The organism is Anabaena sp. PCC 7108, assembly GCF_000332135.1.
In the GTDB taxonomy this organism is placed as follows: Bacteria; Cyanobacteriota; Cyanobacteriia; order Cyanobacteriales; family Nostocaceae; genus Anabaena.
Genome location: NZ_KB235896.1, coordinates 5,551,389 through 5,573,142, shown reverse-complemented (window position 1 = coordinate 5,573,142; position 21,754 = coordinate 5,551,389). Strand labels below are relative to the sequence as shown.

Sequence of the window (21,754 nt, the reverse complement as noted above, 5' to 3'; positions counted from 1 at the left end):
CCATGAGCTACAGAGAGCAATTTATCTGGCAGCGTGGAGTCAAGCTTGCCATTAACTGCTATCGACTTACCGAAAAATTTCCGAAATCTGAGCTTTACGGATTAACTAGCCAGATTAGGCGCTCCGCAGTTTCTGTGCCATCAAATATGGCAGAAGGGTATGGAAGACGAACGCAGAACGAATATATCCAATTTCTACATATTGCTTTAGGTTCGCTCCCTTGAACTTGACACTCAGTTAATTATTTCCAAGGAAGTTGGATTAGCATCCCCTGAACTATTTACTCCCGTTTTGGAAGAAGTCGATAGATTTCAAGGAATTTTAGTGTCAAGCATTCAAAAAATTAAGTCTTAAAACCCTCCTGCCTCCTGCCTCTTGCCCCCTTTAAACGCCTATCTTTGACAACTCAAGTTCCGCTGCTGCTTCTTTCATAATTTCGCTCAGGAATGTGTAGGCTTCTTCCCATGCTTTTCGCACTGGCGTAGTAAAGTCTTCACCCAGTCCTTGCGCTAACGTCCACAGCAAAGCTTCGCCGACAATATCGTAGTATTCAGCCTTGACACCATAGCTGGCATGGCTGCGACCAAGCTTCTGAACGGGACTGATAATCTTATCTGGTTGACGCAAACCTTCCACTGCAAGTGCAAGCGTAGCCATTAGCTTACGTTCCTGCTCTTTCATATCCCCCTTAAATAAAGCACGAAAAGAAGGTTCTAATTCAAACAGTCGGTTGTAGAACAGTTCGGCAGCCTGATCAGCGATGGGTTTCACTTTAGCAAAGGATGACTGAACCAACTCCACTTGACTTAGAACTAACTTCCTGGTGGTTACTAGCGTCCAGGTTTCTACTTCACCCAGACCTGGAATTTTCACGACTGGGTTTTGGATAAATGTGTAGCTATCGGCTATGCGATCGTACACACTCTTAGTCAGTAAAATATAGTTCAACTCAGCTTGGCTTTGAAGATTGCTTGCTATATATGCTGTTTCTCCCCAAATGCTGTATCCAAATCGCTGTGTTCCTACTACCCCGGCTGTCACAGAACCTGCATGAATGCTGATGCGTAAAGCCAAGGCAGAATTATGATTAACATTCAGACGCTGGATTATGTCTAACATGGCTAGGGCAAAATCAACAGTTCGCTGGCTGTGGTCAAATCTGACTTCAGTAAGTCCGCACACCGCCACATAGCTTGTACTCAGGGAGTTCTGTCGTTCTAACCCGTAGCGTTCTGCCGAGTCATCAAATTCATCAAATAGCTCGGTGAGCAATTTTGTGATCTCTGGCGGTGACAGGCGTTTGTTCAACTCAGCAATCCCAGCCAGATGAGCATTGAGGATGCTTACTTGCTTGAAGTTTTCCGCAATGGATAGCTCTCCTTGCTTCCTGCGTTCGGCGATCGCTCTTGGTAAGATATTCTGCAAGAGAATATCGTTCTCCTGCTTCTTGGTTTCCAGATCTTCCTCAGTTTGATGTAATTTGTTCGCCACCTCTTTGAACTCTGTTGCCAATTCCCCAAACTCGTCAAGGGATGTCACATCAACTTCTGTGTCCAGTTCCCCAGCACTCAGTTTCCGGGCGCTATCAGTCAAACGACGCAGGGGAGAGGTGAAAATTTTCGCAGCAATTGCCGCTAAAAACGCCGTCCCCAGTAAGAAAAGCGCCGCCGCAATCAGCAAGATTATCTGTAACGTGTAAAGCGGACGATAAGCTTCTCCCACCTCCATCTCTGCTATAATCGCCCAATTTAACCCGTTCAACTTCAAAGGAGTGTAAGAACTCAATACCTCTGCTCCCCGATAGTTGCGGTCTACCATCATCCCTTGTTGCCCTTCTAAGGCGGCTTTAGCGGCTGGACTATTGATTTTCTGTAAGCTAATGGTAGTGTTAAAGTTCTCCATCAGTTGCAGAGTTCTCTTGTCAGTCCCCGTGTTACGAACAACATTTTGATATTTTTTGGGGTCTTCAACCCAAAAACGGGATGTCGAACGCATTAGGAAATCGGGTCCGACTAAATAAGCTTCCCCCGTTTTCTGCAAACCACTGCCTTCCCAATTATTTGTCCGGCTAATAGCGTTGTTGATCTTTTCAATAGGAATTTGCACTGCCAAGATGCCAATCATGTTAGAACCGCTATAAATGGGCGTTCCCAGGAAAGCAGCCGGAGCATTATAAGAGGGACGGTAAGGCTTGAAATCAACAACCTGAATGCTACCTTGAGTCGGATTTGTCTGGACTGCCTGCACCAAATCCTTTAGTCCATTCTGAGAGTCATAACTCTGTAGCGGATTAGTAGCAAAATCTGACTCTTTAAAATAGGAATAGACGATATCTCCTGTTTTAGGATTAATCAAAAATAAATCGTAATAACCGAATTTTTCGATAATTCCTGCAAAGAATTTTTGATATTTGGTATGAGCTTTGGTGTAAGCGCTGCCATCACCAGCATCAAGAAGCTGGTCTTTTTTGCCAACTGGATTGGGATTAGACGCAATGTAGTGATACTGAAGATAGCGAGCCGCTTGTCCAAGGGGCTGATAGACACTGGGAATCACTGCTTCAGGGGATAGATTCTTTTGCAAGCGAGGAAAAAATTGTTCGGTGTAGTAAGCATTCAATGCTGTATCCCATTCGGGGGGAATGAAGTTGCGATCCAGGTTGCGGAAACCCCCATTCAATTCCACCATCGCTTTGACGACGTTGCCATCTGCCGCCAGCATCCCCACTTGGTTATTCAAGTTTTCAAAGTACGACTCAAACTGCTCGGCTTTAGTTGTACGTATACCAGAAAGTTGCTCGGCGATTTTGCTTCTGAGGGTAGCTTGTGTTTGATACCAACCAATCCCACTAACTACTACAACAGAACCAAGGCTAACTCCCAGGAGCAATGCTTGCAGCTTGGATTTAATTGTCCAGTCACCCAGTTTTAGATTAATTAGGGAGCCATTACGCAACTTCCGCAAGCCTTTTTCGGGATTTAACATCTTTTTTATTAATTTTGATTGTGAATAATTAACTTGTTGCTTATGTCTCAACCAATAAATCTACTATTTATAGATTGTTTCAGCTTTTGAACCTTGTATTTGTATTTCTTTGTTTTATCTATTTATTCAGATTAATGTATCTAAGTCAAGCGGAATTGCAAATTATTTGTAAATAAGTTATTCCTGACTTTAAAGTAGGAAAAGTAGGGAAGGTAGGAATCTAGTATAGTCAAGATAAGAAAAACCAAAAATAGCTTATTGTTGGGTTAATTGTTGCAATACCGATAACCCATATTAACTGAACTTCAGAAGAAGAAATTGACCTATTATTTTCATGTGTTTGACGCTGATAAAAATGGTGTTTTGGAAAAACCTGACTTTGATAAAATTGTCAATGGTGTTGCAGAAACTTACAACATCGCACAGGATTCAGAAACCTACCAATATATTTCCTCAACTTATGGTAATCGCTGGGATGCTCTTGCAAAAGAGGCAGACACAAATTCAGACAATAAAGTGTCTTTAGATGAGTGGCTTTCCTATCAAGACAAGTTAGTGAACGATCCCAAAAGCGACTTTCTCTGGCTGAAAATAGCAAGTATGTTTTACGACGTTCAGGATGTAGATAAGGACGGTGCAATAAGTCTTGAAGAATATAAAATCATGTACAAAATTCACGGAATTGGTGATGCTAATTTAGCCGCAGAAATTTTTTCCAAGCTTGATTTCGATGGAGATGGCAAAATCAAGAAAAATGACTACCTGAATCTAGTTGCTGATTTCTACTTGAGTGACAACCCACAAGCGCCTGGTAACTTGTTTTTTGGTGCTTACGAATAAGCTGACACTTAAGGATTCAAATCGCGGATGAGAGTGATTGCCTGAGAATTTGAAATTATCAGTTTATCAGGCAACATTTATTTGCACTCCAGGCAATTATTACCTAAAAAATAAAGAACAGATATTCGATATTTACACTTAACAAGAAAGAATTCAGGAGTTAAAAGTCAAAATGAATTTTGTATGACTGGCCGATAGCGTAGCGGTAGCGAATCATTGAGCATCTGAATAACTGGGTTTAAGTCCCCCACCAAATTGAAAGATTGGTAAGTAGGTTGGCGTTAAAAATTGTCGTTATGACAAGGGAACAGGGAACAGGGTTTGGGCAACTTTACTTTTCGTTACATAGTTCGGTTTTTTTGTGCCTTTCTACTTAGTCTACAATTAATGTCGGGTCTAAATCCCTTACTAATTAATTCTGATTCCTGAGTTCTGTATTCTGAATTCTTCTGCTTAGATACCAGCAAGTTATGGAACTTTTTTAATCAACTTTTCAATTTTTACTTCTAATATCAGTCGGAACTACCGCAATGATTTTAATTAGCTCCATTCCTTTCAAGTTTTGTATTTTTCGTGTTCCTGAATTGCATTAATGAATTATAGTGATATATAGTGTGTGTCCAGTTCAATCTTAATATTTGTATTTTTTATGGATGACATCAAACTGTTCAGGAGGCAGGAGGAACCCACCCTTAAAAGAATGGGATTGAGGTAAGGACACTTTATACCTTGCGCTACGCGTCTCGGTATAATTCCTTTTTTAAACTGGGCTTTAGACCCAGAAAAGACAGTTTTTATTGATACTTCCACCTCCTGCCCTCTGCCTCCTAACTCCTGCCTTTTTGGTAAATAGTAAACAGAGCGATCGCTAAACTAAGTCAGATTGCTCGAAAAATTACGAATATCTCAAATACAGCATCACTGCTGGAAACAAACGCAAATGGAATATTGGTAGAAATGGCAAAACTGTGAGTATAGAAAATGACAACCAAGCTTGTTCAAAAACAATCGTTAAGCCGAGCAATGCCTCGTTAATGCTGATGAACATCATTAATGCCAGTGACATTCTTAAGCACTATGCCGAGCAGGAACGAAATTTTCAAAATCTTAACCTTAGTCGAGTTGACTTGAAGGGTGGTGACCTAAATGGAATTGATTTTAGTCATACTAACCTCAATAGTGCTGACTTTAGCTATACAAACTTAAGCAGTAGCAATTTGATTTGGACAGACTTGAATCGAGCCAACTTAATCGAGGCAAACTTAACTCAAGCTTGCTTGCTCTACAGCAGTCTTTGTTGGGCAGATTTAAAGTCAGCCACATTAGTTAACGCCAACTTAAGTAATGCTCTTCTAAATCATGCAAATCTAACTTCTGCCTGTTTAAAGGGTGCGAATTTGACGGAAGCATCTTTAGAAGGCGCTTGTTTGATTCAAGCAACTCTTACTCGAGCCAATTTATTCAAAGCAAACTTGAAACAGACAGATTTTACCAGAGCTAACCTCGATGAAGCTAATCTGCGTCAGACGAATTGGGAAGGTGCTATCTTAAGTCAATCCTCGTTGCGGCGAGTCGATCTCGAAGAGAGCCAATTTCATGAGACAATACTCAACAAGGCTGATTTGACGGAGGCTGATTTGGTTAAGGCTGATTTGAGATATGCCGATTTGACAGAAGCAATTTTAAGCAAAGTTGCCCTAGAGTTAGCAAACTTAGTCGGCGCTGACTTAAGCCGTGCGACTTTAAAACGAGCTTCTCTATTTCAAGCCGATCTTCAGGGAGCAGTCTTACATGATACCAATCTGGTTGAGACTGATCTCAGACACACCAACTTTAAAGATACTCAGCTAATGGGTGCTGATTTTTCTGGTTCCCGCGTCAAAGGAGCTTGCTTTACAGACGCTCAAGGGTTAACTTACCAACAGAAGCAGTGGCTTTTAGTCAATGGAGCCTTGAATATTCCAGCCTAGCAAGTTGCTATTTGAATGAAAAACATTGAAGAACTTGTTGAATTTGCGCTCCAGTTAGTGACTACAGAAACAGGGTTTTCTCTTAGCTATATTCACAAGGTAATCCTGCGAGAATCTCTGCTTGAAAACAAAAAAACTTACGCTAAACTTGCCCAAGAAAATAAGTACTCTGAAAGCTATATTAAGTTTACAGTTGCGCCTAGATTATGGTCTTTGCTTTCACAGACGCTCGGTGAAAAGGTTAATAAGACGAATTTCCTAACGCTGCTAGAACAAAAGTTCATAAATCAGAATTATCCTCAGCCCCATGAGACAATAAAAGCAATGTCTGTGACGGGCTTGACTAGTTCATCCTATGTTGTAGAATCTCCCGAAGGACAGGTTCCCCTGGCTTCTTGTCTGTATGTTGAGCGATCTGCTTGCAGCAGCGCTTCGCTATTGCTAATCGAACAAACCTGTTATCAAGAAATTCTCCAACCCCATACGTTCATTCGCATTCAAGCACCTCGGAAGATGGGGAAGACTTCCCTAATCGCCCGAATTCTGGATTATGGAAGCAGTCAGAATTACCACACAGTACGACTCAGCTTACATCACGCCGGAACAAAGGTGTTTGCTTCGAGCGATCGCTTCTTGCGCTGGTTTTGTACCAATGTCACTCGCCAGTTGGGTTTGGAATCGAGATTAAATCACTACTGGGACGAGGATATGGGAGCTTTGATTAACAGCACCATTTATTTTCAGGGCTATCTCCTCAAGGAACTCTCTCACCCCATAATTTTAGCACTAGATGGCGTAGACCAATTATTTGAGTACCCAGAACTCGCTAGTGATTTTTTCGTATTGTTACGTTCCTGGTATGAGGAGACAAAAGACAGTTCAGTTTGGCAGAAGTTACGAATTGTCATGGCTCATGCAGTTGAAGTTTACATTCCTTTACCTACCCATCGCTCTCCGTTTAATGTGGGATTAGCGATCGCACTACCGACTTTCAACCAAGAACAGGTGCAAGATTTAGCCGAACGTCACAGACTTCAACTCACGAGGACTGAACTTGAGCAGTTAATGAAGCTCACTGCTGGCTTTCCATATTTAATCCGACTGGCATTGTATAAAAGTGTCTGCTTGAAGATTCCTGTGCAAGCGTTACTGCAAGATGCTACGAGAAATACTGGAATCTATCAACAACATCTTCAGTATCAGTTGTGGAATCTTCAACAGCATCCTAAATTAGCTGATGCCTTTCAACAAGTTTTAATAGATCCAATCCAGTTAGAACTTGAGGTAGCATTTAAGTTAAAAAGTTTAGGATTGGTGCATCTTAGCGAAAATCAAGCGACTGTTAGCTGTGAGCTATATCGAGAGTACTTCCACAATTATTTTTCTTGATGACTTACTAATTCTGATTCCTGAATTCAGAATAGCTGGATTCTTCTCCAACAAGCTATGAGATGGTTTGATACGAATAAGACATCTAATTTGACTAATTTTAGTGTAAAAGAGTTCTTCCATCAAGAGACGACCCACGTAAAGAGGATAGTCTAGCAGCAAATAACTACCAGGAATTATTTGCTCAATCTTTATGGCTGGGGCATCTTTATTATCTTCCGCTTTTGGGTTTTTTGTGAAAGTTTGGTAATCCTGTTGCCCTATCTCAAGCTGTGAACTTTCGTCACTTATTAAGTCGCAGCGATCGCTAACCAGTGGTAATTGCTCGCTATCCTCTGAATATGAAGCTTCCACAGAATCGTCAATTACTTTTACTAACTCTAAGGTAACAGATAACGAGTCACTAGCCACTGTTTCATCTCTGCGGTAGAGTAGATACTGCTTCAGGACTAAAAACAGATTTTTTTTCGTCACTTTCTCCCCTAACGCTTTTGAAAGGGCTTGCCACAACTGGGAGCCAATATCCTTGATGTGAGCGATACTATAGGCACAATCGGGTGCAATCTCACTATAACTGCGGCCAAGCCATGAGTTACATAGGATGAAGCGCTCAAGGGAATTTAATTGTCTTGAGAGCAAACTTTGTTCTACAGTGTCGAGAACTTCGTCAACATTCATGTAGTTATTCTATTTGAGTAGTATGGACACAGCGAGTCGGTGGGAAAAAACCAAGCTATGTGAAGACTATTGTTTAGTTTTTTAGCTCAATGAGAAATAGATAAAGTTGGTATGTTTGTGTAAAGTTATATTACTGTGAGCCATAAATACATAATCACTGGCTTTTGTCAATATACTAAATTGGTCAATTAATGACCCAACTAGAGCTAAAGATTGGTTCCAAGAGGCGCGATCTCGAATTACAGATACATAATTCAGCACACCCATAACGAAAATGGTTTAAACGCCATCGATCACCTCAAACCCAATTAATTGAACAAGTAGGAAAAGTCGGCTTGCTTTAAAAAAAAGTGGCTTTATTTTTCAAACCTGATAAAGTTTGATATGTTATCTATGAATCCCTGGAAAACTATAAATGTTAAGTCAGCTATTGTAAAAAAAACACACTAAGAATTTCCATGTAAGTAGGTTAACAAAATAAAAATGAGGTATATTGCGTTTTGTAAAATGGCTGAAACTCAACCAGAATAACGCATTAGGACAACTTTACAAACCGATACATACCTTGAAATTTTTCTGTTAACCTACTTATACGATATAGATGGAAGTGGATTTGTAGAACTAGCTGATTTAGAGCTTTGTGCTAGCAATCTTGCCAAACTGCGTAATTGGAAACCAGACTCATCAGAATTTATCGAGTTAAAAGCCAAATATTCAGCAATCTGGACTAATTTTTGGCAGCCTGCTGATATTAGTGGCGATGGTAAAGTTAGCTTAGAAGAATATCTGAAGATGGCAGATAATTCGATTAGTAATTTTTCTAATTCAGCCTTACTTCAAGAAGCTCATAAGAATAAGGCTAACGTGATATTCGACATTTTGGATGCCAGTAATGATGGTCAAATCAGCCTGATAGAATATCAAGAATTTTGTGTAGCTGTTGGTCTGACCCAAAAAGATGCTGAAACAGCTTTTGCCCATTTAGATACCAACGCTGATGGACATATTTCACGCGATGAATATCTCCAAGCCTCCAAAGAGTTTCATATCAGTGATGATTTGAATGCTGCTGGTAATTGGTTTTATGGTTCTTATGAACAATACTGTAGCCAAATTACGAGGGTTCAACGGCTGTAGAAGCATTGTGAATACGACCAAGAGAGGTAAGCTTGGCAAAAATCTGGGATAATAAAATAGGCTCAGGCTGTTGCGGAAGCATTTTTAACATTTCCCGAACATATCGAAAACCACGACAGTAAGCCTTAAGATCAACAATGCCAGAACCAGGATTATCTTGACGGAACTGAGCTAGAAGATAATGAGATAAATTGACCATAAAAAATGAAAGGTTGACAGCATTAGTCACCGCAGTTTGACCCCTGTTCATAAAATCTTCCAATCCCCAAAATTGTTTAGCATCACGAAAATTAAATTCGATTTGGAAGCGCAGTTTATAATAGTCAATTATTTTGTCATATGATAAAGTTAAGTCACTAGAAAACAGAATTACGTGACTGCAAGCATTAGTTTTCAGATTGGTTTTTACTAAAATCACTACATTCAAAGGCTGGGCAAATTCTTTGTGCAGTAAGGTAGATTGATAAGTATTTGTTTGGATATCTTCTTCAATACTAATTTGACACAAATATTTATCAGATATATTGTGCCAGTCCAGCTTATCTCCGTATTTACGACGAGAACGATGATTGGGGTCAGGATGTTGGTAAGGTATATATAACGCCGAATCGTGGCGTAACTTGGAAATTATGTGTAACTTTACCTGCCTAGCCATCTGCAAAGCATTATTGTTCCCAAAGTGACCATCTACGACCAAGTAAGTGAGGGGAATAAAGTTAGCTATTAACTTAAATAGCTCATTAATCATCTTCTTAATTCTTAGCAATTCAGGTGTAAAAGTCACCTCCTTTTTATTTTTGTTTTTACTTCCTTTTGGTCGTCCCCGTCCACGTTTTTCTTGAGGTTTTACTTCTGGACTTGGCGAGACACTACTTTTTTCTACATCGCTTTTTATTACCTGTTCTATCTGAATCGGAAATGAGTGTCTTTGTTGAACACTTACTAATGATAATGTAAAGAAAGATAGTCCCAATATTGGTTTACTTATTAGACTGGAAAAGAACCTATCTAATCCATAGGTTTTTTTCCCGGCTTTGCTTATTACTACTTCGTCTCCTGCCAACAAATAAACATCATTTGGGCAGAACAAATGCCGCCGAAAAAACACCCAGAACACCGTTGTCCACGGTATGACTGTACGAAAAAATCTGATTACCGTCCGATAACTACCACCACTAAGCGTCCAACGCGATATTCCCAACATTGTGACTCGCCCGCTCATGGCTAACATGGCCGTGATGATCTGGCTTAACTGCCGCATCGTCGTCACTTTTATTTCTGGTAGTAGGCATTGCAACAGTGCTAGTATGTCAAACATGGGCTGTATGTGGCTTTCGAGTTGTCGTTGTGGAAGACTATAACTCTACTACATCAGCCCTCTTTTTATACTCTTTTTTTGGCTACAGTATTGATGAATAGACCTCATTGAAAGCATAACCATCTTTTCTTGCCCTCAGAACTCCCTTTAGGCTTAAATGCTTCACTTAAAATGTACGCACACTTAACGCACTTATTAGTAGGACTTACGCAAAAGTCACGGAATTACGTCATTACGAGCGAAGCGACGTAATCCCCTGATATTCTGGGATTGCTTCCCTACACTGCGTTCCGGTCGCAATGACAAATTTTGTTTGCGTAAGTCCTGATTAGGCTATTTCTTTGCGTCATTTTCTTGATTGTTAAGAAGTAGGCTTTGGAGAATGCGATCGCTGTTATTTTGGTGATGAGACAGAATAGCGATCGCACAAATGTCTATTCCCCTCCGGTACTCGATTGGACTTTGGACAAAGAAAGACATAAAACCGTCTAAAACTAGAAGCTCAGATTGATTCCAAGAGGCGCTGCGGACGAATGACTATTGACAAAGTTGTCTATCCCCCTCTTCCACTTCTGCGTTAGTCAGCAGATAATCTCGTACCCAGTTACAGCCATATTCCAGCAAGTCAAGATTGAGTATGCGCGGTAAATTCCAGATAACCAGAGTGTTATCTTCACCAACAGAAGCTAAAAAACTGCCATCAGACGCGATCGCCAAATTCCAAACTGAACCACTATGACCAAGTAGAGTAGTAATCAACTGCCCTTCTCGACTCCAAAGTTTAACGGTTGTGTCCATTCCACAGGAAGCAAAAAATTGACTGTCGCTACTCCAAGCAATCTTAGACACTACACCGTTATGACCGACAAAGGTTTTAATAGATTGACTGGAAACTCCCGTTGTAGAATTATAGTTCCACAGCTTAATCGTGCTATCACCACTGCAAGAAGCAACTAATTGACCATCAGGACTAAAAGCAACATAATTAACACTTGCATCATTTTCAGCAAGAATTGTCAATAAGGAGCCGTCTTGATGCCAAACTTTAATTTGGTTTAAATTACCACTAGTGGCGATGAACTGACCGTCAGGACTAAAGGCAACACACGAAACCATCTCTTCTTGTCCAGTGAGAATATTGTGTAATGTGCCATCTCGATTCCAAAGCCTCACCTTACCATCCCCATAACCACAGGCAATCACCTTACTAATGCCTGACGGCAGGCTAGTGCCAACAGGACTAAAGGCAAGGCTAAACGCTAATCCTCCTTCTGCTGGCAGTATTTTTAGAAGTTCAGCTTTGCCCCAGTTTCTACCCCCACGCTGCCAGAGTCTAACAATACTATCGTTACTTCCCGTTGCTAAAATTTCTCCAACGCCTGACAGCAGGCTATCGCTAACAGGACTAAAAGCAACACTAAACATAGATGCCTCGTGTTGCAAGGTTTTCAGCAATGTGCCATCGCGCTGCCAAAGTTTGACAGTGTAATCTAAGCTAGCCGTCGCGATCGTGGAACTATCAGGAGCGATCGCAACGCCGAAAACTGCTGCACTGTGAGCATTTATAGTAGTTTTGAGGTCATGAGTAGGTTTCCACATTCGGATGGTGCAATCGGACCCAGCAGAAATAAAATAACTCCCGTCTGGGCTGTAGGCAATTGTTCGCACGGTGGAACGATGTGCTTTGAGGGTACTCAGTTCTATTCCCTCAACACTCCAAATTTTGACGGTTTTATCTCCACTGGCAGTCACGAGAGTTTTTCCATCCGGACTAAAAGCAATGTCCCATACTGCTGCACTATGTCCGGCTATTGTTGTTAAAAGCGTACCATCAAGATGCCACAATTTAGTAGTAGTATCTTGACTTGCAGAAACGAGGATTTTTCCGTTAGGACTAAGAAGCAATGTGCTTATACCCGCTTGGTGTGCCACCCATTTATTGAGCAGTGTCCCGTTCTCCTGCCAGAGGTAAATGACGTTCTCTGCCTGCGTAATTATCAGTTGACTGTCAGGAACAAAAATAATATTGGCGGCTTGGTTTGGATGTTTGAATGAGCCGAGCAAAACACTATCCAGACTCCATAAATTTATCACGCCATCATCGTGTCCGGAAGCAACGATTTGACCATCAAGATTAAAGTTGACAGCGCGAGTCGTTGTAGAATATTTGACTAGGATTTTTGGTTGATCTTCATCCAGTCGCCACAGTTTCACACTACCATCATTATGTCCCGAAACTATCATTTGTCCGTCGGGACTAAATTTAACTGACCAAATTCCTACAGATTCATTTTGCAAAGTTTTAAGTAAGGTGCCGTCTCGTTGCCAAAGTTTCAGCGCACCATCCATTCCTGCTGAGACAACCAGTTTACTATCAGGACTGATATCAACACTCCAAATATCGGCACTGTGTCCCGTCAAATGATTACATTCGGTTGTGCCGTAAACTGCCTGTCGCAGGGCGTTATCAATTTTTTGCTCTAATTCAGGTTCAACTAAACCTAATTGTTGTAACTTTTGCCCCGCAATAATTGCTTGAACTAATGCTTCTAAACCTTGATGGGAGGCATAGAGGGCTTCAGAAGCACTGGCGATCGCTTTAATTTCACTGAGTCTAGATTGTTGTAAGGCTGCCATATTTGCATTGAGCAAGAACTGCTGAATTCTCACAGCTTTTTGTTCTTGCACCAGTCTGGCTTCTACTTCTTTAACACGTTCTGCCTCTAAGCGTATTTCTACTTCTTTTCGATCGACTTCTTGAGAAGCATTAAAAAATAAATAATCTAAATCACTCAAACTTTTCCCGTGCGCCCAAAGTTGGGTATCTTTGAGGGCTTGTCCGCGCAACAGTCGTGATTCATCTTTTTGCCCTGAAGCTACCCAAGCATCAAACGTCTGTGAGTAAGGACGCAACGCCGCTAATCTGCTTTCAACCCATTGCAGATTAAATACTTGTTGATAGATGCGATTTTTTACCTTTAATATTCCCTCGTGTCTCACGACTAAGCCACTGAGTAACAATTCCATCTGTTCTTGACTATCATCACTTTTTATTTCAATTCCTTGCAAAACTTTTTGATAAATGCTTAAGATTCTACTAGCCAGCTGACCGTTACGGTCAATGCGATCGCGAATTGTTCTCAGGTGTTCCGGTTCATCCTGCGATTCCCACCGCTCAATAATCCGGGTTTTGATCAATTTCTCAATCCAGAGCGATTCTGTACCTGGTGGAATACTTATACCACCGTCCCCGATTGTCTGCTGACTCAATTGCACAACTAAATGACACAACTTCTGAGTCAAAAATGGTTGTCCAGCCGTCCAGTCTAAAATCGCCTTGACAAATGATGCAGGCTGTGATACTGTCTTTTCCAATCCTTGAATTAAGGGAGTCACTTCTTCCCACTCAAACCCTTTGAGTGCAATCGCTTGTCCAATATTAAACGGTGTTTTCGTTCTGTCTCGAATCAGATCCGAGGGAGTTGCTACCCCAAAAATGGCAAAGGTAATGCGTTGATATTCTGGGTTAATTGCCCGTTGGTTATAGCAGAAGCGAATGAAGGCAAAAAAGTCATCAATCGAAAAATTCAGCCCCAGCAGAGAGTCAATTTCATCAACAAAAATAAACAACTGTTGTTGGGGAAACTGCACCAGTAGCAATTCCTCAATAAACCACCGCAGCCGTTGCAGTAAACCAAGATCGTTGCGTTCTTCCCACCAAGTTTTCAGGTTTAAGGTTTCCAGTAGCCCCAACTGCCGCCATAAGTCACCTACGAATCCCTTGTACCATTGCAGTGGAGTAATTTGTTCACTCCCCACCACACTCAAATCGAGAGCAGCGCAGTGAAAGCCCTCTTGCTCAAGACGATGCTTGGTTCGTACCAGCAGAGAGGATTTGCCCATTTGTCGGGAGTTCAGGACATAGCAGAACTCTCTTCGCTTTAGGGCTTGATACAGTTCCGAGTCGGCTTGCCTCTGTACGTAACTAGGTGCATCAACGATTAGACTACCGCCGAGTTGATAGCTATATTGGGGCATATAACGTTGATTATTAAAGTCAGTTATTTTAAAAGTAGAGTAGCTTGAATTGCTACTTTATTCGCTATTGTCGCTCTTTTGGAATTACCTCAAATAATTCACCCATTCCACAGCCGAAAAAATCACATAGAACCGCTAAAGTATCAACATCATAACGCTTTGCAGAGTTATCACACAATCCCCTAACAGCAGTAGGAGTTAGCCCAGTCGCCTCAGCCAGTGCCGATCTGGTCAAATCTTGGGCATCAATTAAATCCTGTAAGCGACAACGAAGTTGGACTTTCAACTGCTGCACAGCTTTTCTGTCACTTCGTTTAGTAAATTTTGGGGGAACGTTACGATTCATTAAGGATGCTGTCATTTAAAAGTCTTTCGTTTCTATTGTCGTTTATAGTTACAGCCATTATAGCGATTAGACAATTAAATAGTTAATCGCTATAATATAAAAAGCAAAAAGGCGATCGCCTTCCGTCCAAAGATCGCGATCGCCCTTTCACAAATAGACCTAATATTTCGAGGTCAAGATTATGATGACACAATATCAAGGTTTTAGGGTAGCTCTAGCAGAAATTCCAGTAACTGCACAGCAAGAATTAGAACAATACATTGACAGACAAGCTGATGCAATTGCGCCCTTTGCTCTCAACTACAACTTCGATTACAACCAATTTACAGACCCCGGACTGCAAAACAAAGCCAAAACCACCCTAGCTAACTTTATCGGTTTTGTCCGTCAGACTTTTGATGGCTTACTCGCTAGTGGTCAAGCATTGCAAGATATTTATAACGATTGCATCGCTTTTTGCCCCAACGGTAAACAGGTTTTTAACACCTGGCTATTGAGTAATGATTTTGGCGCATCTCGCTATATTGCCTCCTCAGCCATGAAAATTTACGCTTGGTTTGAGCAACTGCCAGAGCGAATCCAACGTTTAGTGCGAGAAAAAGTCCAGAACTGGAGTGTTGCTGCCCTTAGCCAACTGACTAAAGTAGCTGATCACCTTGTCAAAGAACTGGTCAATTCTGGCAAGAAAACAGCCGCACAAGTCAAGGCAACAGCAGAAAAGACTGGAACAAATCCAAAAGCCAGTCCAAAAACAACTAATTCCACTACTGTTGCTGCTGCCAGTAACGAACAAGTAGATGCGCCAGAATTTGCGCCGGGGATGCGAATTGTCATTGTTGATCATGGAATCTGGAATGGTTACAAAGGGATTATTACCGCCAAGTGGGAAGTAAATGGCAATGAATGCTGGTGGGCGCTATTAGACAATGCAGTTGCCCAAGGGTCGTTCTCAAAAGAGTTATTGAAACCAGAACAAATTCAATTGGAAATAGCACTAAACCAGGCTCGGAGTAGAACAACTCGCTTACAAGAGACTTTTACTGCACAACAGGTAGAACAAAAAATTGCTGAAGCTTTAGCACAACGCGAACAAGAAAAAGCAGAAGCAGAACTGGGTAAATTTATCGAAATTCGTGAAGCTGCTCTTGAAGCTGCCGGAGTAGAATTAAAAGCTGCTCAACAACACGCTCAAAAAATGACACAAGAGAAGGAAAAATTAGTTCAGCAGTTAATTGAAACAGAAAGACAGTTAGCCGCAGTTCAACATCTTCAAGTCACAAACCAGCAATTAGAGCAACGAATAGCTGATTTAGAAAAGGGACTAGAACAAGCCACTCAAAACAGTTGGAATAACACATTTTCTAAGCAAGCCGCAAAAGTTGTCAACTCAGAATTAGAAAAAACAATTGCACCATTAACGTCAGAAGTTGAGCGATTAAATGAGGTAATTTCAACTAGAGAACAGGAACTGGCACAACTCAAAGTTTCTAATCACAAGCAACAGGCTGAATTAACAAATGTTGTCAATTTGATTATAAATACAGATGCAATCAATTTAAATCAAGCAGAAATTAAGGAGCAATTTATGAAAATAAAAACTTTGGTGCAGGAAATAAAAATCCATGAATATGTAACGTAATTCATATAATCCCATGATCTTGATTAGCTGTAACTTGATGATTTTCATCTATTAATAATTTTTGCTGTCCTGGAATTGCATTGGCAATTTGAATACCGACATGAATAAAGCTGATAGGTGTAGTCAGTCTTGGTGTAATTTGAACCTGAATTCTCGTTTTTGCAGCTATATCTCTGTCAATAAAGCCCTAAGCAGGTGGGGTATTTTTTTTACTGCTGTTTAAAGTGAATATTCAGCAACATTTCTAGATTGCATTGATCTCTTCGTTGTATCCATATTCTGTGTTAATATACTTGCTCTTGCCGTATATTTATTGGAAACTGTTTCCTTCCGCCACTGTTCTAAATCATCGGTTATTTCTCTCAAAGGTGGCATTTGATTTTGCAAATCATCATGCTTTAAACTCTGTAACACCAACAGTTGAAAATACAATTCCCTCTGTTCACCCACAGAAAGCATCTCCTGAGACTTTTCAAGCTTATCTTGAATACCCGCTTTAACCTCATCTGCATTAATAAGAGAAGAATTAATATGAGAATTATCCCTTTCCACTTGCTGCCATACCTTTTTAATTGCAGGATGTAGAGGAACTGGTATATCAGCAATATTCTTAACTTCCTTGCTACCATCCCTTGCTTTATCAACTAAACCATACTTCTCCAAATCAAACAAATGAGCATTGCGGGATATAAACTTCAACTGTGTTAAATCCCAATCGCTAATATTCAGATAATCTACCTGCTTAATAATACCTTCTGCCGTTTTATAGAGAGTAAAAGATACCATTTCTTGTTGTTCACCCTGATGATTAGTTTTATGTAGCTGTAACTTTGCCACCCCAGCATCTACATCCCTGGATCTAGAAATTGTATATTCACCTATAGTTAAAATATCAGTCTTAGCTTGTTGTAAAGCAGAATTGAGTAACCCCAAAACCTCAGTCTTTCTAAAACTTTCCAACGTTGCAAAAGTACCAGCAGGTGCTAAAGAACCTAGTTGGTTAGCAATATTTCTGATATCTGCATTTTGTAGCTGTGGTAATTTTTTCTCACCCGAAATCTTCTCAGCTACCATCAAAAACTCTTGTCTTTCTACTGCTAACATTTGTGTAGGAGGAACTTTAACTTTTATATCTTGACGAGAATTGACAGTAAACTCCATCAAAGAATGAGAAAAATTAGATAATTCATCACGCCGATGATGGATACTATACTTTTCACCTTCTTTTCTAATTACAAAAGCATCACTTCTATAAAGTCTAGAACCATCTGCTAATGTCTCCCCATAAGCTTTGAGAAGTTCAACTGCTGTTTGAGCGATTTTGGCATTTTCAACTTTGAGATTATGCCGCATTTTCAGCCAATTTAAACCTAGAACCTTTTGCCAAATGGGTGCAACATCCTTCTTAATAGGAACTTCCACTTCCCGTATCCACTTCTGATTTTGAGAAGTTACTGTTGGAGATGAAACCACACCATTGTAGTTTTCTGTAAAAGCAACTTTTCGCTTTTTTGTCCCAATTTCCTCCTCTGTTGTTTCAACAAATCTAGCTGACTTTTCTTCCCTAAAAGCATCAACATCAACTTCAGGTATTGTCTCTGTGACTGTTTCTTCAGTTTTTATTTCATTCGTCGAAACTTGCTTATCAGTAAAATTATGCTGATGTTCTTCTTCCGTATATGTCGTCTCAGCAGCTAAAGGTATATCCCTAGCATCATCCCATTCTGGTGAATCATCTACTGGTGGTTCTGGTAATGGAGTATTTTCATCCCAAAAGACGAAAGTTTCCTCTTCAAATGGTGAGTCTAAAATAGGTGTAAATTCATTTTCTAATTCAATGTTTTCTCCAGAATTTATTCTTGCTGTTGGAGATTCAGATTCTGTATAATTATCAACAACTTCACTCTCAATATCTTGACTTCCAAAAAGTTGACCTAGCAGTTCATCAACAATTTTGGTTAAATCTTCCTTTATCTCTCTTGTATTATCTGTGTAATTTTGACTAGGAGGTAAATAACGAATTATGGGTTCATAAACAACAGCAATAATTTCCTCAGTCTGTAAATTTTCCGTCACCCAGTTATGACGACATTTACCTTCAATATCTTGCTGGTAAACAGTTAATTTATCACCTGATTCAATAGTGGCAATAATAGCTAAAGAAGAATTATTATTAGCTAGAACAATATCTGTGATGTCTTGAGAATTATCTGCTGCTGTTAACATTAACTGCTTGGCGATATTCTGCACTTGGACATCAGACATTTCGGCAGATTCCCATTTCCAAGCACCAGGAAATTCCTCATCTGGAACAAGCCGATATTTCTCACTACCAACTTGTACTTCAATTTCAAATAACTTTTCTTGTTCTTGTTTAAGTTTTTCTCTGACTTTATCTATTAAAGCCTGGACTAATTCTGCTAATACTGAGGCAGTAATTTGAAGCTCATCAATTATATGGTCAACAGTTTTTTGATAAGCGGTTGCTAATTGCGTTACTCTTTCATCAAACATATTAATATATCCATTTTAGATCAGGATTAAAGGATTAATAGGATTCATTTAATAACTTTAGTTTCTGATTCAGTATATAGAAATACCCTCTTGTAACACTTTAGACAGTAAGGGACTAGCCCCCATAGCTCCCGTTTCTACCTGTGCTTCTGTGACTACAAAAGTGGAAATAACTAGATCATATTTAAAACCCACTTCCCATGCTAAATCACTAATTTTTTCTCGACATGATCTATCTAATTCAGCGACTTTAATAAACACATTTAAATCTGATTCTTCTGTAGCATCACCCCGCGCTTTTGAACCAAATACCCGCAAATCTAAAATGGGAATTATTGCTTCCAGTTGGGAGCGAAACTCTGAAACAATTTTTCGTTCACTATCCTGTATCATTTCTATTCCTCCAGAGAAAAACCTATTTTGGCTAACTGTTTCTTAATCTCCCTATCTAAATACCCTTAACATTGGTAATTAGAAAAATCCTTTATAAGCATCAATAGGTAATGGTACAGCACCAGCTTGTACAGGTTGCTGAGGAATAGGAAATAATTTATTTACCTCCGCCACTCGTTTATCTAAATCCTCTTGAGTAGGACGTTGTTGAGTGCTTTTCTCTGTTAACTGAGTAATCAAACTTTTCCACCTAGAGTCATTTTTTCGGTCAATATTAATTAAAACTTTGGGGATTTTAATCGTTTTTAATAAAGGAACAGAAGCTTCATTTTGATTACAGTAAGCTGGGTTGATAAATATACACTTCCCCGGTGGCAACTTCAAAAACTGTGCTGGTTCAAACAACTTCCGTGTTTTATCCTGTTCAGAAATTGAGGTACTGCTTTTACCTCCCCCAGTGCTTTTAGATTTCTGCTTGTATTTAATTTCTTCATCTCCCAGGTAAGCACTAAACAACCGCGCTGATTCTTCCTCACCTGGATTAAAAATGAACTTCGTACCGCAAGCACCCAGCATGGTTTTAGCAACTTCCTTACCGTAGTATTTTTCTAACTGTCCCATGTTCTGCCAACCCAGAATGCCGCAAAAACCCTCACTGCGAGATTCATTCAGCCATCTAAACAGGTCTGGTAGGTATAAAGAAGGCACTTCATCGAGGACAACAACTAATGGGTCTTGCCGTTTTTTGGCGTTCGCGTCTCGCGCACCGGAGGTGGTCGCTCTAGCAACGGTCATGTGTAAAATACTGCATAATAGTGGACCCACCGCATCCCGTCGTTCCCTATCCAACCCAAAAATAATCATTTGTTTACCCTTGATTTCCAGAGGTAGAGTCGTCTTACCAACAAAACACCCCAAAGTATTCTTTTTCATAAACCGGGTAAACATCAAACTGGCAGTACCGGCGATACCTGCAATCGTTTTCTCAGAACCAGCAGAACTAAACAACTGACCAAAAGCAATTTTAATCCAGGGATTGAGATTAGCAGCCATTAATCTTTCTACCATGCGATCGCTACTCAAAATAGCCGCCGCTGTCATAATATCTGGATACTGAGTTTGTTTAGTCAGCATTAAGATAGCTTCCGTTAACTGATCACCAGCAGGTCCAAAAAAAGCATCCTCATTACTAGCAGCCATCATTTTGAAATTTTTGTTGATTACAGTTGCTAACTGCCTTGCTGTTTCCGCGTCCGTAGAATCTCGGAGAAAATCAAGGGGGTTGCACACCTCACTTTCAGGGAAACCAGGAGCGAAGATATGGACTTGATAACCCATCTTTTTCGCATAACTGGCAACTTTAGCCTGAGTAGGGTATTTAAAGTCATATAAAACAATTGGAAAACCTTGGTCAATGGCACTATAAATCATCGGGTTAATAGCAGAAAAAGACTTACCGCTACCAGGAGCGCCAATTACTGCCGTTCCTCTTTGTACATCTGGTATGTATAAAGGAATGGGACTTCCTGGTTCTTTATCTTGAGTTTTTCGACCTGTGAATTTGTGTCTACCAATATAGAGACTGGCACTATCACATTGAGGATTAGCAATTTGTTTAATAGCTTTCTTCTTCGCTTTAGCTGTCTCCTTGCTGCCGCCAAAATAACTGGTAGCTAACCTGCCTTTTTTATTGCCAGATAACATTTGTAGTAATAGAAATCCTACCAATAATCCTGTCAGCATTAACCCATTAGCAGAAAAAAGGTAATGAGTGTATTTACCAATTGGTGCTTGGGGATTTTGAAGTTCGGAAATGAAGTTGTTTGTACTCATTGTGATTAGATAAATTTCAAAATGATTGATATAGACTTAGGATTGCGATATTTTGTATGACAGCCATTTCAAGTAGATAACTACATTTTCTTTATCTCACGCAGAGACGCGGAGGCGCAGAGAAGAGCGCAAGAGTGTTGTTTGAAAATTTAAAAGTTGTTGTAGATGAATATTTTAAAACATATATAGGTATATGACTTGATTGCTGATAGTTTTTTTAGGCAGGTAAGAGGATTAGGGAAAATTAAGGTGTAACCGATTTTTTTAGAAATCAAATAGGAGTGCTATATTTGATTTCTCAACTTGTTTGAAGATAAAAGCCTTGTTGGACATAGATTAAAGTCTCAGTATATTTTCAGAAATCAAACAGGATGCCTATATTAGTCCTGTATCAGTCATAAAAAATTATCTTTTGTTTCCATATCTTCTCTGTGATCTCTGCGCCTCTGCGTGAAATAAAAAATCTATTTATGCTTTTTCACGCATCTTCTAAAAACACAAATTATAGCAATCCTATTTGATTTATGAACGGAATTTTTAAAACGAACCGCAGAGACGCAGAGAGCGCAGAGGTAGAGAAAAAGAGGTGTTCATATGTTATTTAGGATTGCTATAGATAGAATTGTGATATCAGCACGATATATAAACTCTCATCACACATAACATCCTATCTC

The 21,754-nt window shown here is 40.0% G+C and carries 14 protein-coding genes and 1 pseudogene; 6 read left to right on the top strand and 9 right to left on the bottom strand.

All coding sequences use genetic code 11. From position 1 onward, the window contains the following. Nucleotides 1–2: 2 nt before the first annotated feature. Nucleotides 3–354: pseudogene (locus ANA7108_RS29260) on the top strand (four helix bundle protein). A 30-nt stretch (nucleotides 355–384) separates the two neighbouring features. Here the strand turns inward: ANA7108_RS29260 and ANA7108_RS0125985 are convergent. Next, nucleotides 385–2,985: an adenylate/guanylate cyclase domain-containing protein gene (locus tag ANA7108_RS0125985; RefSeq protein ID WP_016953761.1), complete on the bottom strand. Its 2,601-nt coding sequence runs from the start codon at nucleotides 2,983–2,985 to the stop codon at nucleotides 385–387. A gap of 318 nt (nucleotides 2,986–3,303) precedes the next feature. Here ANA7108_RS0125985 and ANA7108_RS0125980 point away from each other — a divergent pair, with 318 nt between their 5' ends. The 3 genes from ANA7108_RS0125980 to ANA7108_RS0125970 all read left to right on the top strand — a co-directional run bounded on the left by ANA7108_RS0125980 (nucleotide 3,304) and on the right by ANA7108_RS0125970 (nucleotide 7,184). Then, nucleotides 3,304–3,825: an EF-hand domain-containing protein gene (locus tag ANA7108_RS0125980; RefSeq protein WP_144052427.1), complete on the top strand. Its 522-nt coding sequence runs from the start codon at nucleotides 3,304–3,306 to the stop codon at nucleotides 3,823–3,825. Between the two features lie 968 nt (nucleotides 3,826–4,793). Further along, the gene (locus ANA7108_RS0125975) at nucleotides 4,794–5,795 is read left to right on the top strand and encodes a pentapeptide repeat-containing protein (RefSeq protein WP_202804357.1); all 1,002 of its coding nucleotides are present in this window, start codon (nucleotides 4,794–4,796) and stop codon (nucleotides 5,793–5,795) included. Between the two features lie 15 nt (nucleotides 5,796–5,810). After that, a complete protein-coding gene (locus tag ANA7108_RS0125970) occupies nucleotides 5,811–7,184 on the top strand; it encodes an AAA-like domain-containing protein (protein WP_016953758.1) in 1,374 nt (457 codons plus the stop codon). Here the strand turns inward: ANA7108_RS0125970 and ANA7108_RS0125965 are convergent. Then, nucleotides 7,149–7,862: a hypothetical protein gene (locus tag ANA7108_RS0125965; protein WP_016953757.1), complete on the bottom strand. Its 714-nt coding sequence runs from the start codon at nucleotides 7,860–7,862 to the stop codon at nucleotides 7,149–7,151. The two genes, ANA7108_RS0125970 and ANA7108_RS0125965, sit on opposite strands and share 36 nt — an antisense overlap. A gap of 792 nt (nucleotides 7,863–8,654) precedes the next feature. Between ANA7108_RS0125965 and ANA7108_RS0125960 the strand changes: the two genes are divergently transcribed. Continuing rightward, nucleotides 8,655–8,999, top strand: a complete 345-nt coding sequence (locus ANA7108_RS0125960; protein WP_016953756.1) for an EF-hand domain-containing protein — start codon at nucleotides 8,655–8,657, stop codon at nucleotides 8,997–8,999. On the opposite strand, the gene ANA7108_RS0125955 is transcribed toward ANA7108_RS0125960, so the two are convergent. The 4 genes from ANA7108_RS0125955 to ANA7108_RS0125945 form a co-directional block, all read right to left on the bottom strand. Beyond that, the gene (locus tag ANA7108_RS0125955; protein ID WP_026104464.1) at nucleotides 8,977–10,317 is read right to left on the bottom strand and encodes a transposase; all 1,341 of its coding nucleotides are present in this window, start codon (nucleotides 10,315–10,317) and stop codon (nucleotides 8,977–8,979) included. The two genes, ANA7108_RS0125960 and ANA7108_RS0125955, sit on opposite strands and share 23 nt — an antisense overlap. A gap of 333 nt (nucleotides 10,318–10,650) precedes the next feature. Next, the gene (locus tag ANA7108_RS30395) at nucleotides 10,651–10,797 is read right to left on the bottom strand and encodes a hypothetical protein (RefSeq protein WP_158318385.1); all 147 of its coding nucleotides are present in this window, start codon (nucleotides 10,795–10,797) and stop codon (nucleotides 10,651–10,653) included. 57 nt (nucleotides 10,798–10,854) lie between these two features. Continuing rightward, on the bottom strand, nucleotides 10,855–14,355 hold the full coding sequence (locus ANA7108_RS0125950; protein WP_026104463.1) for an AAA-like domain-containing protein: 3,501 nt from the start codon (nucleotides 14,353–14,355) through the stop codon (nucleotides 10,855–10,857). Between the two features lie 64 nt (nucleotides 14,356–14,419). Next, nucleotides 14,420–14,716 carry a helix-turn-helix transcriptional regulator gene (locus ANA7108_RS0125945; protein WP_016953753.1) on the bottom strand — a complete coding sequence of 99 codons (297 nt, stop codon included), beginning with the start codon at nucleotides 14,714–14,716 and terminating at the stop codon, nucleotides 14,420–14,422. 166 nt (nucleotides 14,717–14,882) lie between these two features. On the opposite strand from ANA7108_RS0125945, the gene ANA7108_RS0125940 reads away from it, so the two are divergent. Further along, a complete protein-coding gene (locus tag ANA7108_RS0125940) occupies nucleotides 14,883–16,340 on the top strand; it encodes a hypothetical protein (RefSeq protein WP_026104462.1) in 1,458 nt (485 codons plus the stop codon). A gap of 219 nt (nucleotides 16,341–16,559) precedes the next feature. Here the strand turns inward: ANA7108_RS0125940 and ANA7108_RS0125935 are convergent, their stop codons facing one another. The 3 genes from ANA7108_RS0125935 to ANA7108_RS0125925 all read right to left on the bottom strand — a co-directional run bounded on the left by ANA7108_RS0125935 (nucleotide 16,560) and on the right by ANA7108_RS0125925 (nucleotide 21,080). Then, a complete protein-coding gene (locus tag ANA7108_RS0125935; protein ID WP_016953751.1) occupies nucleotides 16,560–18,854 on the bottom strand; it encodes a hypothetical protein in 2,295 nt (764 codons plus the stop codon). Nucleotides 18,855–18,923: 69 nt separating this feature from the next. Further along, on the bottom strand, nucleotides 18,924–19,247 hold the full coding sequence (locus ANA7108_RS0125930; protein WP_016953750.1) for a nucleotidyltransferase family protein: 324 nt from the start codon (nucleotides 19,245–19,247) through the stop codon (nucleotides 18,924–18,926). Nucleotides 19,248–19,325: 78 nt separating this feature from the next. Continuing rightward, a complete protein-coding gene (locus ANA7108_RS0125925; protein WP_016953749.1) occupies nucleotides 19,326–21,080 on the bottom strand; it encodes a type IV secretory system conjugative DNA transfer family protein in 1,755 nt (584 codons plus the stop codon). Between the last annotated feature and the right edge of the window lie 674 nt (nucleotides 21,081–21,754).

Bases quoted from the DNA above. Each gene is read 5' to 3' on its own strand.
- ANA7108_RS30395 (WP_158318385.1), bottom strand. From the start codon at position 10,797: ATGTCTTTCTTTGTCCAAAGTCCAATCGAGTACCGGAGGGGAATAGAC.
- ANA7108_RS0125930 (WP_016953750.1), bottom strand. From the start codon at position 19,247: ATGATACAGGATAGTGAACGAAAAATTGTTTCAGAGTTTCGCTCCCAA.
- ANA7108_RS0125960 (WP_016953756.1), top strand. From the start codon at position 8,655: ATGGCAGATAATTCGATTAGTAATTTTTCTAATTCAGCCTTACTTCAA.
- ANA7108_RS0125935 (WP_016953751.1), bottom strand. From the start codon at position 18,854: ATGTTTGATGAAAGAGTAACGCAATTAGCAACCGCTTATCAAAAAACT.
- ANA7108_RS0125940 (WP_026104462.1), top strand. From the start codon at position 14,883: ATGATGACACAATATCAAGGTTTTAGGGTAGCTCTAGCAGAAATTCCA.
- ANA7108_RS0125945 (WP_016953753.1), bottom strand. From the start codon at position 14,716: ATGACAGCATCCTTAATGAATCGTAACGTTCCCCCAAAATTTACTAAA.
- ANA7108_RS0125965 (WP_016953757.1), bottom strand. From the start codon at position 7,862: ATGAATGTTGACGAAGTTCTCGACACTGTAGAACAAAGTTTGCTCTCA.
- ANA7108_RS0125925 (WP_016953749.1), bottom strand. From the start codon at position 21,080: ATGAGTACAAACAACTTCATTTCCGAACTTCAAAATCCCCAAGCACCA.
- ANA7108_RS0125955 (WP_026104464.1), bottom strand. From the start codon at position 10,317: ATGTTTGACATACTAGCACTGTTGCAATGCCTACTACCAGAAATAAAA.
- ANA7108_RS0125950 (WP_026104463.1), bottom strand. From the start codon at position 14,355: ATGCCCCAATATAGCTATCAACTCGGCGGTAGTCTAATCGTTGATGCA.
- ANA7108_RS0125985 (WP_016953761.1), bottom strand. From the start codon at position 2,985: ATGTTAAATCCCGAAAAAGGCTTGCGGAAGTTGCGTAATGGCTCCCTA.
- ANA7108_RS0125970 (WP_016953758.1), top strand. From the start codon at position 5,811: ATGAAAAACATTGAAGAACTTGTTGAATTTGCGCTCCAGTTAGTGACT.